The organism is Mesorhizobium sp. B2-3-12 (assembly GCF_006442205.1).
Taxonomy (GTDB): domain Bacteria; phylum Pseudomonadota; class Alphaproteobacteria; order Rhizobiales; family Rhizobiaceae; genus Mesorhizobium.
The window spans coordinates 318,243-331,042 of record NZ_VFVR01000007.1 but is presented as its reverse complement, the minus strand read 5'-3'; the positions used below and the strand labels follow the sequence as shown (position 1 = coordinate 331,042).

9 protein-coding genes and 4 pseudogenes are annotated in these 12,800 nt (G+C 59.5%); 10 read left to right on the top strand and 3 right to left on the bottom strand.

Annotation, left to right across the window (positions count from 1 at the left end):
• Positions 1 to 2: 2 nt before the first annotated feature.
• From FJ948_RS21215 to FJ948_RS21185, 7 genes and pseudogenes are all read left to right on the top strand, one after another.
• On the top strand, positions 3 to 899 hold the full coding sequence (locus FJ948_RS21215; RefSeq protein ID WP_140707782.1) for a type IV secretion system protein: 897 nt from the start codon (positions 3 to 5) through the stop codon (positions 897 to 899).
• A gap of 26 nt (positions 900 to 925) precedes the next feature.
• A complete protein-coding gene (locus FJ948_RS21210) occupies positions 926 to 1,219 on the top strand; it encodes a type IV secretion system protein VirB7 (protein WP_224541732.1) in 294 nt (97 codons plus the stop codon).
• Positions 1,220 to 1,224: 5 nt separating this feature from the next.
• Entirely contained in the window at positions 1,225 to 1,896 is a 672-nt protein-coding gene (locus FJ948_RS21205) for a virB8 family protein (RefSeq protein ID WP_140707780.1), read from the top strand.
• Positions 1,897 to 1,928: 32 nt separating this feature from the next.
• A complete protein-coding gene (virB9, locus tag FJ948_RS21200; RefSeq protein WP_224541728.1) occupies positions 1,929 to 2,750 on the top strand; it encodes a P-type conjugative transfer protein VirB9 in 822 nt (273 codons plus the stop codon).
• 11 nt (positions 2,751 to 2,761) lie between these two features.
• The gene (virB10, locus tag FJ948_RS21195; RefSeq protein WP_140707778.1) at positions 2,762 to 3,934 is read left to right on the top strand and encodes a type IV secretion system protein VirB10; all 1,173 of its coding nucleotides are present in this window, start codon (positions 2,762 to 2,764) and stop codon (positions 3,932 to 3,934) included.
• A gap of 8 nt (positions 3,935 to 3,942) precedes the next feature.
• Positions 3,943 to 4,956, top strand: a complete 1,014-nt coding sequence (gene virB11 / locus FJ948_RS21190) for a P-type DNA transfer ATPase VirB11 (RefSeq protein WP_140707776.1) — start codon at positions 3,943 to 3,945, stop codon at positions 4,954 to 4,956.
• Positions 4,957 to 5,089: 133 nt separating this feature from the next.
• Positions 5,090 to 5,268 (top strand): annotated as a pseudogene (locus FJ948_RS21185) (transposase); the annotation flags it as partial.
• A 1,088-nt stretch (positions 5,269 to 6,356) separates the two neighbouring features.
• Here the strand turns inward: FJ948_RS21185 and FJ948_RS21180 are convergent.
• Positions 6,357 to 6,659: a hypothetical protein gene (locus tag FJ948_RS21180; RefSeq protein ID WP_140707774.1), complete on the bottom strand. Its 303-nt coding sequence runs from the start codon at positions 6,657 to 6,659 to the stop codon at positions 6,357 to 6,359.
• 353 nt (positions 6,660 to 7,012) lie between these two features.
• A pseudogene (locus FJ948_RS21175) lies at positions 7,013 to 8,188 on the bottom strand (ATP-binding protein); the annotation flags it as partial.
• A 107-nt stretch (positions 8,189 to 8,295) separates the two neighbouring features.
• Between FJ948_RS21175 and FJ948_RS21170 the strand changes: the two are divergent.
• Positions 8,296 to 9,242 (top strand): IS630 family transposase gene (locus FJ948_RS21170; protein WP_181173749.1). Its coding sequence is split into 2 segments (ribosomal slippage): positions 8,296 to 8,634 and positions 8,637 to 9,242, totalling 945 coding nucleotides; the frame shifts between segments, so codons are not numbered across the junction.
• 10 nt (positions 9,243 to 9,252) lie between these two features.
• Here FJ948_RS21170 and FJ948_RS21165 read toward each other — a convergent pair.
• Positions 9,253 to 10,029: pseudogene (locus tag FJ948_RS21165) on the bottom strand (PAS domain S-box protein); the annotation flags it as partial.
• Between the two features lie 652 nt (positions 10,030 to 10,681).
• Here FJ948_RS21165 and FJ948_RS21155 point away from each other — a divergent pair.
• On the top strand, positions 10,682 to 11,893 hold the full coding sequence (locus FJ948_RS21155) for an NAD(P)/FAD-dependent oxidoreductase (protein WP_140707768.1): 1,212 nt from the start codon (positions 10,682 to 10,684) through the stop codon (positions 11,891 to 11,893).
• 549 nt (positions 11,894 to 12,442) lie between these two features.
• Positions 12,443 to 12,601: pseudogene (locus FJ948_RS21150) on the top strand (ISNCY family transposase); the annotation flags it as partial.
• Positions 12,602 to 12,800 lie beyond the last annotated feature (199 nt).

Genomic DNA, 12,800 nt, shown 5'->3' with positions numbered 1-12,800 from the left:
TCATGTATACCGTCTTCGACTTCCTCGATCGGCAATTCACGACGCCGCTGCAGAACTTCATCAGTTCCGGCACGAGTGGTATAAGCGCGTGGGTGACGGGGCCGTTGACGGCGGCGCTGACGCTCTACGTGATCCTGTACGGATTTCTGATCCTTCGCGGATCGGTGCAGGAGCCGATCATGGAGTTCGCGTTCCGCGCGATAAAGCTCGCCATCATCCTGATGCTGGTCAGGAACGCCGGCGAGTACCAGACCTATGTGGCGAATATCTTCTTCGAGACGCTCCCCAAGGAGATCTCGGAGGCGCTCAACGCAGGAGGCGCTCCAAGCGCTACGACTTTTGACAGCCTGCTCGACAAGGGTCAGAAGTCCGCCAACGATATCTGGGCGCAGGCCGCTTGGCCGGTCGATCCGCTGACCGGTTTTGCAGGCCTGGTGATCATCGTTGTGACGTTCATCGTCGCCTCGATCGGATATGTGGTGTCGCTCTACGCACGCGTCGCACTTGCAATCATGCTCGCGATCGGGCCGATCTTCATCGCACTCGCCATGTTCCAGAGCACACGGCGGTTCACCGAGCAGTGGATTTCGCAGCTCGCCAACTTTGTCATTCTGCAGGTTCTCGTCGTCGCGGTCGGCTCGCTGCTGGTCACCAGCTTCGCGACCATGTTCACCACCGTCGAGGCCTATAGCGACGTCCTGATGCGTCCGATCGCTGTCGGCGCCATCGGCCTGGCTTCCCTCTACGTCTTTTATCAGCTGCCCGGCATCGCCTCTTCGCTCGCGTCCGGTGGCGCTTCGCTGACCTATGGCTATACCGCGGCGCGCGACGGGCACAACAACAGCGTGGTCCGCAGCATCGGCTGGGGCTGGAGCAAACTGACCGGGAAGAAGGCCTGACGCAAGGCCACGAGGAGAGTTAAAGATTGAGTGCAGTACGAATTGTCACACTGATTGGCCTGCTATCTGCCGTCTCCGGCTGCGCCACACTCAGCCACCCACTACCCAAATGCGACGGTTATGCCAAACGGCCCCTCAATCGCTCGATGTGGGATTGGGAGGCGAGCAAGGCGGGGGTGGACAAGCAGCAATTCTCGCTTGCCGATGGCAGTGAGGCCGCGCTCGCGTTCGCCGAGCGGCCTGCTGAACCTACCATAGAGACGGCGGCTTTCGCCTCGTTCGATGAAGACGGATCCCACACCGCCTGCCGGGCAGGGTAGGGGGCATGGTGACGACGGACAGTCTCAAGGATTATTTCGACAAGGCGCGGCGCTTCGATCAGGACCGGATGGCCTCGGCCGAACGCTCCCGTCGGCTTGCCTGGTTCGTGGCAGGGGTTGCCAGTGTACTCGCTTGCATGTCAGTGACGGCCGTGGTGGCGCTGACGCCGCTGAAGACCGTCGAGCCATTCGTCGTTCGCGTCGATAACTCGACGGGCATCGTCGACGTGGTGTCGGCCCTGTCGTCAGCGGCCGGAAGCTACGATGAGGAAGTCACCAAATATTTCGCGGCGCGATACGTTCGTGCGCGGGAGGGCTACGCCTGGTCGGAAGCGGAGGAGAATTTCCGCACGGCATCGCTGATGTCGAATACCGCCGAGCAGCAACGTTTCGCGGCCGCCTATCGCGGCAGCAATCCGGAATCGCCGCAAAACATTTACGGCCGATCAGCGACGTCCCGCATCGGGATCAAGTCGATCTCGCTCATCAACACCAATGTCGTTTCCGTTCGCTACACGCGCACGATCACGCGCGGTGAAGATGTTCGCACCACGCATTGGGTTGCAACGATCACCTATTCCTATGCCAATGCCCCGATTTCCTCCAGCGACCGGTTGGTGAACCCGCTTGGGCTCGTAGTGAGCGAGTACCGAGCCGATCCGGAGGCTTTGAATTGAACATACGAACTCTCTTCGCCGCGGCTGTCGTCGTGGTGCTGACGATGCCACCCGCTACGGCACTCGAAATTCCTGCCAGCGCACAGCAGGACAATCGCGTGCGCTTCGTCAGTTATCAGCCTTACAATATCACCCGGATCGTCGGCACGATCCGTTCGTCCGTCCAGGTGGAGTTCGCCACCGACGAAGAAATCGCTCATGTCGCGCTCGGCAACACGGTCGCTTGGGAAGTCGCCCCGGCCGGGAACATCCTGTTTCTGAAACCACGCGAGAACCAGCCGGCAACGAACATCTCCGTGGTGACGACGCGGCGGGACGGCTCCAAGCGCAGCTATCAGATGGAACTGGTGGTGCGCGACGGCTCGGTGGACGCCGGGCAGAACACCTATTTCTACGTGAAATATCGCTATCCGGCCGATGAAGCCGAGCGGCGCCGGCTCAAGGAAGAGGCGCGCAAGCGAACGGCAGAGGCTGGTTATGCCGACAAGGTGCTTGGCATCCATGAACAATATGGACCGCGCAACTGGCGCTATTCCGCGCAGGGCAGTTCAGCCATCGAACCGCAAGCGGCTTACGACAACGGCAAGGTCACGACGTTCTCGTTCAGCGGAAATCAGGAAACGCCGGCAATTTACATAGAGAATTCGGATGGAACCGAGAGCCTAGTGCCGAAGACGGTGCAGGGCGATCTCGTTCTTGTTCATGCGATCAGCCGTAAGTTCATCCTGCGGCGCGGCTCCGACACGCTGTGCATTTTCAACGAGGCCTATTCGCCGGTCGGTGTGGATCCCGGCACCAATACCACATCGCCGTCGGTGGAGCGCGTGGTGAAGGTTCCGGCGGCTGGCCAGTAGGGGAGGGCAAGATGGCAGAAACCACCGAAACGAACATCCCCGGCGAACGCGGCCAGACCTCAGGTGCCCGCAAGGTCAACACCAATCCGTTGCTCAAACGTGGGGTGGTCGTCTTGGCGGTTGTCTCCTTCATGGGTTTTGCCATTTGGTCGATGCGGCAGACGCCGAAGAACGAAGCCGAGCAGCCGGGATCGGGGGTGATCCGCCAGACGACGGAGTTCGAACCGGCGCGGGCGGAGCCCGAACCGGTGGCGCTCCCCGTACCTGAGATCAAGCTGCCGACGCCGGCCCTGGAGACGGCTGAGGCGCCTGCAGCCGATAAACTTCTCGAAGCCGCCAGACGCGCGCCGGTGATGGCGTTTGGTGGAGGCCGGACCGGCAACAGCGCCAGGCAGTCGAGCGCTTCCGAAACGAGCGCCGACCCCAACTTTCTTGCGGTGGATGGCCTGCTTGGGGGAGGAGGGCAGGGCGAAAACGAGGATCAGCGCTTCAACCGCATGCTGAAGCCGACGATCCTTGAGGGTTCGAAAGCGGGCCATCTTGGTAATCGCAACTTCATCGTTGCCATGGGCACATCAATCCCCTGCGCGCTGGAAACCGCGCTGTCGTCGGACCAGCCGGGCTTTACAAGCTGCGTGATTACCCGTGACGTACTCTCCGACAATGGCCGTGTGGTGCTCATGGAGAAGGGCACCCAGGTCGTCGGAGAGTATCGCGGCGGTCTGCGCCGTGGGCAAGGCCGCCTGTTGGTTTTGTGGAATCGCGCAAAAACCCCGACCGGCGTCATCATCACGCTGGCGTCGCCAGCAACCGACGCGATTGGCCGTGCAGGTTTTGATGGTTACGTCGATACGCATTGGTGGGAGCGCTTCGGGAGCGCGCTGCTCCTGTCCGTGGTCGGCGACGTCGCGACCTACGCCGGTCAGGAATTGCAGCGCAGCGATGTCCAGGCGCAGGGCACGACAAGCGCCGGCAAGGAAGCGGCCGCGATCGCCGTCGAACAGTCGATCAACATTCCGCCGACTCTGATGAAACATCAGGGTTCGCTAGTTTCTATCTTCGTGGCGCGCGATCTCGATTTCTCGACGATCTACCGGCTGCGTGTGACTGAACCGCGCAACACGATCTACGATCGGGCGGTGATGGGCGACTTCTATCCGAAGTCCGATCTGGTTAGGAAATAGAGTAGGGGATGGCAGAAAACTCCGATGCCGGCGTCGTCCGCCAACTGCTTCTTCCGCTCGATCGCTTCCTGAAGGACAAGAGCCTCTATGAGGTCGTCATCAATCACCCGGGTGAGTTGCTGACGGAAGGAACGGGAGGCTGGCACCGCCATGAGCTGCCGGACCTGTCATTCGACAAGCTGATGCGCCTTGCCAGGGCGGTCGCCAGCTTCTCGAACCAGGGCATCGATGAGACCCGCCCGCTCCTGTCCGCCACCCTCCCGGATGACGAACGCATTCAGATTGTTATCCCGCCGGCGACGACACGAAACACCGTTTCCATCACCATCCGCAAGCCATCATCGGTTTCGCTGTCGATGGCGGATATGGAGGTTGGCGGCCTGTTCGAAGCCGTCGTGGCCGGCACCGATCAGAAGGCTGGCGAGGATCCGCTGCTGGCGACTTATCGCAGCGGCCACTATCGCGCCTTTCTCGAAGGTGCGGTTCTAGCGCGCAAGAACATCATCATTTCCGGCGCCACGGGTTCCGGCAAGACCACGCTCTCCAAGGCCCTGATCCAGCACATCCCGAAGGACGAACGGCTCATCAGCATCGAGGACACGCCAGAGCTCGCGATTCCGCAGCCGAACCATGTCCGGCTCTTCTATTCCAAAGGCGGTCAGGGACTGGCAAAGCTCGGCGCTAAAGACTTGCTCGAATCGTGTCTGCGCATGCGGCCCGACCGCGTGCTGCTGCAAGAATTGCGTGACGGCACCGCATTCTATTACATCCGCAACATAAACTCCGGACACCCCGGCTCGATAACAACGGTGCACGCGGATTCGCCCGCTCTCGCCTTTGAACAGCTCACGCTGCTCGTCAAGGAATCCGAAGGCGGACAGGACCTCGACCGCGACGATGTCCGAAATCTCCTGAGGATCTCGATCGACGTCATCGTCCAGTGCAAACGTATCGGCGGTCGCTTCCGCGTCACCGAGATCTATTTTGCCGATTCTGCTCGATCGGCGAGCGCTAATCGATGAGCGACGTCGCCCAGTTGCATGGCGATCGACGCGGCGGGCTTTGCATCCGAGCATATTGTTGTCGAGCTGACCTGCCACTGAGAATTTCCTCCATCTGAGATTAGAGTCCGGGCCTTGATTGAAGGACGGACTGATGAAGAGAAAGCGGTTTACGGAAGAGCAGATCATCGCGGTCTGCGCGAGCACGAGGCGGGTGCAAAGGCGGGCGGTCTGGCCCACAAGCACGGGGTCTCCAAGACGACGCTGTATGACTGGAAGGCGAAGTATGGCGGGATGGACGTGTCGGACGCCAAGCGCCTGAAGGCCTTGGAATCGGTCGCGCAGCTCGCCATGCGGCTGGGATGCTTGTACCGGGAGGCGGTTCATAGCCCGATTGCGGGCCGTACGAAATAGCTTATGCAGCATGACCCGTGAGGCGCGGTATCCGGCCGCCGATTTAAGCGCCGCCGTGGCGAATCCCAATCGTGGCGCTGGATGCGTGAGCTTCGATCGATAGACCAAGCGCTCAAACATCGGGAGGGACCAAGAGGCTCGTGGACACTTGTTTCCACAAAACAGGCGTCTCTCGGCGACATGAGGGGCCAGAGCACATCCAGAGATCGGTGATGCGGTTACGTAAGGGCTCGCTCTGCTGATCCGAAATCCATTTAAAGAGGTGGATCGTCGCAAAACGCGTTCAGCGAGGACTTTCGTAGTGCCGCGGTTCTGAACCCTATCCGAGCGCCCGTGGCATGGCCACTCGGTTGTCGTGATCGATGAGGGATGCCAACGGGATGGCACTGCTACAGCACGCTTATCCAGTGTCCAGTGGGACGAAGGGTTGCTCAAGGCAGTCAACGCTATCTTGGAGAGGCGCCCAAGCTGCGATGTCGAAGCAAGCAGGCTCATCCGAGTCTATGACAAATACGAACACACCGTAGGTGCAGCGGCCACACACACCGTGGCCCATCTCGTGGCGATGCCCCACGCTCTCGGTCGTGTCGATGTGAATTTTTAGCGCTGTCGCCGGCGAAGGGCTTGAGGGTGGCTATGGAAGAGTTGCGTCTATCCTATTCATCCAGTGACATCGAGGGTGATCACCGCCGAACAGGCAGGGGTGTACAAGCCTGTCCAACAAATATTCGACTTCGCACATGATGCGCTTGGCATTGGCCGCGCGGATGTCATGCACATTTGTGCTAGCCGCATCTCGATCTCCCCGCAGCGCGAAATTTCGGGTTCCGCTGCATCTGTATCTAGCCGCGCGCGGATGAGGCCTGACGCACTGCCGCTGGCCATCCAAGTTGTCGGAAGGGTCGGGTCCGTGGCTGTCGGTTGAACACCGAGTTGCTGGCGCGGCTCCCCCGGCGGTCGCCCGCCACGATCCTACCAATCTCTTCGCCCGGGAAAACCCGTTCGGACTATGTCAGTTCGTAGTAAAAATCGCAGATCAGATCCGCGACCTTCACAGCTTCAAAGTCCGTCATGTGAGCGGTCGTCTCCATGGCGACCGCTTCCATATTGTCCTGGTCGGCGGCCAGTAAGTCCAATATCTTGGCAAACTTGAACTTAAGCTCCCGGTCACCGTCGAACTCATCGAGAGTCACGTGCAACACGTTTAGGTTTGCATCAATTAATCTCGTTTGTATGGGGTCGGAAGAGGCCGCCAGCGTGCGAACTGCTGCGAAAAAATGCTCGCGCGCATTGGCGTATTTGTCGTCCATTTTTCAAGCCTTATGGTCAAGCAATGCGCCCTGGACGTGGACGATAAGGCTGGACTTACGCTTTGGCTGAAGCCGAGTCAACAAATGACGGCAGTGAGGCGGGCATATCAGCAAGATCGCGAGGAACTTGGCCAGCATTTCGCCTGCGTCGCTCTGTTGCGTTGAAGTCGGCGACGCCCGTCGGTTTGGTCGCTCGGGCCTGCGATCGACTTCGTTGTCAAGTCCGATCGCGCTCAACTGGGTTGATCGACCAACGGTCCGGGGCGGGCGACAGCGGACGAACATCGGCAACATCGCGCCCACGATGCCTGACACCCCATACGGCACACGATGGTCCAGGTAGCCGACGGCCTCTAGTCGATTTTTAGCATGTCGGTAACCTTGGCCGCCAGCTTTTCCATTGCGAACGGCTTGGTGAGAACGTGCATGCCTGGAGCGAGATGCCCGTTTCCAACAGCGGCATTCTCTGCGTAGCCAGTGATGAAGAGTATCTTCAAACCGGTATGGAGTTCTCGGGCGGCGTCCGCAAGTTGCCGCCCATTCATGCCTCCTGGCAGGCCCACGTCGGTGACCAGCAGATCGATCTTTTCCCCGGAACGAAGAGCCTTTAGACCGGATGCCCCATCAGCGGCTTCGATGATGCGATAACCGGAATCTTCCAGCACTTCGCTAATGAGCATTCGAATGAGTGGCTCGTCATCCACGACTAACACCGTGCCGCCAAGTCCCCGAGGCATAGGATCATCTGCCATAATATTTTCGTCTTCGCCTGTCTTGCCACTGAGCCAATGGCGCGGGAGATAAAGCGCTACGGTGGTGCCCTTCTCGACTTCGGTGTAAATGCGCACTTGGCCGTTGGACTGGCGGACAAAACCGTAAATCATGGAAAGTCCAAGTCCCGTGCCTTCTCCGGTCGGCTTGGTGGTAAAGAATGGGTCGAATGCACGAGCCACAACATCCGGCGGCATACCGGTCCCGGTGTCGCTCACGCTAACCTGAACGTATTGCCCAGGGCGCATGTCGCGCTCCTTTGCGATTTGGTCGTCCACCCACTTGTTCGCCGTCTCAATCGTAAGCCGCCCTCCGTCCGGCATTGCGTCCTTGGCGTTGATGCACAGGTTGAGGATCGCGTTTTCGAGCTGGTTGGGATCGCAGATCGTGGTCCAGAGGCCAATCGCAAGTGCCGTTTCCATTTCGACCGTCGGGCCGATCGTGCGGCGGATCATTTCCTCCATGCCGGTGATCAGATCATTTGCATTGGTTGGCTTCGGGTCAAGCGTTTGCCTTCGGGCAAAGGCCAGGAGCCGATGGGTAAGGGAGGCGGCCCGTTTCGCTGCGCCCTGAGCGGACGTGATGTAGCGGGAAAGCTCATCAGTCCGCCCTTGGGCCAAACGTGTTTTCAGGAGGTCCAGGCTTCCGGAGATTCCAGTCAACAAGTTGTTGAAGTCATGCGCGAGGCCGCCCGTCAGTTGTCCAATGGCTTCCATCTTCTGCGACTGGAACAACTGCTCTCGGGACTGTTCCAGCTGCCGCTGAGATTCTAGAGCGGGATGAGTTGAGGCTGAATCGAAGACGGATTCCCTTAGGCGAGCAAATCTGATTCAACCTTGTTGCTGGTGCAAGGAGGTCAGCATGGATGGGCAAGCCTTATTCGATGGATCTTCGCGAACGGGTTGTTGCGTCGGTTGAGCGGGAGGGGCTGTCGCGGCGGCAGGCGGCAGTGCGCTTTGAGGTTGGGATCAGCACGGTCATCCGATGGGTAAGCCGCTTGCGCAAGACGAGCAGTCTTGCGCCCGGCAAGATGGGTGGGCACAGGCCAAAGAAGATTGCCGGGGAGCATCGGGCCTGGCTGCTGGTACGCTGCCGGGCTGCTGATTTCACGCTGCGCGGTCTTGTGGGCGAACTTGGCGAGCGCGGCCTGAAGGTCGATTACCGGTCGGTGTGGGAGTTCGTCCACGCCGAGAAGCTCAGTCACAAAAAAAGACGCTGATCGCGGCTGAACAAGATCGTCCGGATGTAGCGCACCGGCGGGCACAGTGGGCCAAGTACCAGGACCGCATCGATGCTTCCCGCCTGGTGTTCATCGACGAGACATGGACCAAGACCAACATGGCGCCGCTCAGGGGATGGGCGCCACGCGGCCAAAGGATCAAAGCCAAGGTGCCGCACGGCCATTGGAAGACTATGACCTTCCTGGCGGCGTTACGCCACGATCGCGTCGATGCACCATGGCTCATCGACGGACCGATCAACGGGGAGCGTTTCCAGCTCTATGTCGACAAGGTTCTGGTTCCCACACTCGAACCCGGCGACATCGTCATCATGGACAACCTCGGTTCCCACAAGGGCAAGGCCGTGCGCCGCGCCATCCGCTCGGCCGGCGCCAGGCTGTTCTTGCTGCCGAAATACTCGCCCGACCTCAACCCGATCGAGAAGCTCTTCGCCAAACTTAAGCATTGGCTGCGCAAGGCTGCCAGGCGAACAGTCGAGGCCGTCTGTGATGCCATCGGCCAAATCCTCGGCACCGTCACTCCAATCGAATGCAGAAATTACTTCATCGAAGCCGGCTATGCGCCAACCTAGATTCATCCCGCTCTAGTCGTTCCGTGAGATCGCGCGTGATTTTTGCAAAGCCGATCAATTCGCCGCCATCGTCATGAATCGCGTCGACGATGACGTTTGCCCAGAACATGGCCCCGTCCTTGCGGACTCTCCATCCTTCGGCCTCGTAACGGCCCTCCTTTCGCGCCGTTTCAAGGACGCGAAGCGGCACCGCGGCCTCTTGATCCTCAGGCGTATAGAAGATCGAAAAATGCTTGCCTAGAATCTCAGCGGCACCGTAGCCTTTAATCCGCTCGGCGCCGGTGTTCCAGTTCGTGATCTTCCCTTCTGGATCAATCATGTAGATGGCGTAGTCCGTCACCCCTTGCACCAGCAACCGAAAGCGCCGTTCGCTCTCCAACGCCGCTCGCTGCATCTCATGATGGTGCGTGATATCGCGGGTGACCTTGGCGAAGCCAACCAGTTTTCCGTTGTCAGAAATAGGATCGATCACCACCAGTGCCCAGAAGCGCCTGCCATCCTTGCGCACACGCCAGCCTTCAGCGTGAAATCTGCCCTCGGTTGCCGCCTGCTTCAGCGCCGCTTCCGGTACTCCGGCGGCGCGATCCTCATCCGTATAGAAACGCGAGAAATGTTCGCCGATGATCTCGCCAGCGGTGTACCCTTTGATGCGCTCTGCACCTGGGTTCCAACTCTGAATCGTTCCCTCCGTGTCGAGCATGAATATTGCGTAGTCGACGACACTTTGAACCAGCTGCTCGGCAGCGGTCTGTGAGAGCTGTGGGTTTTGGTGGTTGTTGTCAGGCATCTGAGCTACATAGTGCTTTGCTCGCATAAAGCTACCCGAGGATCCACTTTGTCCACGCGGCACTTTGTGTCTATCGCTAACCGAAACAAGGCGCGGCAAGCATGAACTCGACGCAAATCCCTGTCCCGAGGGATGGCGGTCATGAAGCTGCTGGATCTCACCTTCGCCAGCGCAGGGCGCAGTGTCAGCTGTGCGCCTGATGTCGGCAGTGGGGCTCAATTTTGCGATCGCGATGGGTTGCCGAGGCGATTCAGAAGCTTCTTGTCGACGCAAAGGTCATCGGGCTCAGCAGTACCGAGATCAAGGAGGAGACCGGCAGCGTCGATGAGGCGGTTTCGATGCCACTGGATGTTGCTACGCCCATAGCGGAGGCCCGTCGCGAGGCCACGCGGCGGGCTTTCTGTTTCGATGTTTAGGCCCCGCACAGTTACGCGGCACCGAATTGAATCCTATTCTCCGCCCAGCATCGCGATTGCCCCGGCATCCTCCCTTGCTTCATCCCTAGGGAAGCCCGCCGCTGCCGTGAATGGGGCGGCGGGTAAATGAGGCTGCCCATTAACGAAAACATTAGTGACTGCTGATATCACAACAAGGGCATTTGGCGGGGGACAAGAGCCGACGAGATACTCGGGCACACGTCTGAAGAAGAGCGATGAATAGCCAGAACTATCCTGAACTGTTCGGCGAACACGCCGAGGCGACGACAGTCGACGTGGCCATTGTCGGCGCCGGACTGGCTGGCACCACCCTGGCAACGGCTTTGGCCAAAGCCGGGCGCAAGGTCGCCCTGATTGATCCGCACCGCGTACACCATAACGAGTTCCGGGCCGAGAAGACCCGTTCTGAGCAGATCCATCTGTTCGAGAAGCTGGGCCTCGGTTCTGTCGTAAAAGCCCTGGTCACCCCGACAAATGACATTCAGGTTTTTCGCTTCGGACAGCTCTTTGAGCGCAAGGAAAGCGCGGAGTTCGGATTCTCCTACGGCCCGCTGGTCAACGGTTTACGCGACGGCCTGCCACCAGAGGTGCCTCTGACCGTCGGGAAGGTCGCCGAGGTCTCGACCGGGCCAAATTGGCAGCGGCTTGTGCTCGCAAACGGCAGCATTGTCGCTGCCCGATTGTTGGTGGTCGCTACCGGCTATAGCGAGGCGGTCCGGCGCACGATCGGCGTGGAGCGCGTTGAGCTATCGAAGGCGCATTCCCTCGCGATCGGGTTCGACCTTGAAGTTTCGCCGCAGCAATTCGGTCCTCGCTCCCTGACCTTCTATCTTGGGACGGTTAGAGACCGCATTCCCTTTCTGACGGTGTTCCGGATCGGCAACCGCATGCGGGCAAACATGTTCGTCTACAGGACCGCTGCTGATCCATGGACCCAAGCGTTTCGAGCAAATCCGCAACAAATGCTGCTTGAATTGATGCCGGAGATCGCCAACCATTGCGGCGACTTCGCCATCAACAGCCCGGTGGAGCTGAGGCAGGTCAGCCTGACGACCACCAGCGGTCATCGGCGCGACGGTGTCGTCTTCATCGGCGACGCGTTCTCCACGACATGCCCAGCCCAAGGTGACGGCATCCACCGGGCGCTTACTGATGTCGATCGCCTCTGTTCGACCTACATCCCCCTGTGGCTTGCCACACCCGGCATGGGATCAGAAAAGGTTTCTGCTTTTTACGACGATCCCATCAAGATCGCTGCAGACCAAAAGGCAATGCTTGCAAGCCTTTATGCCAAGGCGATTGTCACTGAGACCGGGTTGGAATGGCGTATCCGCCGGCTGCGCAACAACACCGCTCGCCAGTTGATGATCATGGGCCGCAAAATACAGCATCTAGCGAAGTGGCGGCCAAGGGGCGGCATTGGCTAGCGCATTCAAAGCACTGCTCAATGTGAATCCTCGGCCTCGGCGGCCGACCGGCTTTTCTTTCAATCGAGCTGTAGGAGCCTCCGTGAGACGGGGCGTCGCATACAGATTGTCCTATTTGCGGCGCGAGTTGGCGAAGTCCGAGCGATTGGGCAGGCTTGGGTAACAGGGCAAGTGCCTCAGCCGGCCACTTCCCCGACGGCCAGGCCAAGGCGACGGTTGGGGACGCATAGCCGGCAGCATCGACCGCGCCGGCATAATGGATAGTGTGCGATGATAAGCGCTTGATTTAACAATACAAATATCAGTTCCATAACAGATATTATGCTGCAAATTGCCGCAAAATAGAAATGTCTTGATTCCGCAGTAGGAATGTCGCTCCGCTTTGCTGAATGCCATTCTCCCCACCGCCGTTTGTGAGGGAGACAGCAGGTGGGATTTGTTTTTGATGAGCGAACGCGAACTCCAACGCATAGAGGTTCTATCGAAGGCCATCGAGCAAAGGATGACGACTGTCGCGGCAGCACATGTGCTTGGATTAACCAGGCGTTCGAGCTCAACATTGAGATCCTGTGCGCCAATTCGAGTCAGGCCAAGGGCCGGGTGGAACGTGTCAATCGCACGCTGCAGGACCGGCTCGTGAAGGAACTGCGTCTTGCTGGCATCTCAGATATCGAAGAAGCCAACGCTTTTCTGCCGGCACGGCTTCAACGTGGTCCGGATCACCCACCCGAATGCTGTTCTGGACCGCGGGAAGTCGCGCCGCTTTGCGCGCAAAGCCTCGGCGCCGGCGGGATCGTCCGCCTCGATGGCAGCGACGCGTCCCGATACAAGCCCGCGCCTGGTTCATGATCTCGATGGCAATCTCGGCCCGCACGGTCGTGTCGATATCGATTGTCTGTCCGGCCAT

Excerpts from the sequence above, each read along its gene's own strand:
- FJ948_RS21215 (WP_140707782.1), top strand. The coding sequence starts at position 3 with ATGTATACCGTCTTCGACTTCCTCGATCGGCAATTCACGACGCCGCTG.
- FJ948_RS21205 (WP_140707780.1), top strand. The coding sequence starts at position 1,225 with ATGGTGACGACGGACAGTCTCAAGGATTATTTCGACAAGGCGCGGCGC.
- virB10 (WP_140707778.1), top strand. The coding sequence starts at position 2,762 with ATGGCAGAAACCACCGAAACGAACATCCCCGGCGAACGCGGCCAGACC.
- virB11 (WP_140707776.1), top strand. The coding sequence starts at position 3,943 with ATGGCAGAAAACTCCGATGCCGGCGTCGTCCGCCAACTGCTTCTTCCG.
- FJ948_RS21180 (WP_140707774.1), bottom strand. The coding sequence starts at position 6,659 with ATGGACGACAAATACGCCAATGCGCGCGAGCATTTTTTCGCAGCAGTT.
- FJ948_RS21155 (WP_140707768.1), top strand. The coding sequence starts at position 10,682 with ATGAATAGCCAGAACTATCCTGAACTGTTCGGCGAACACGCCGAGGCG.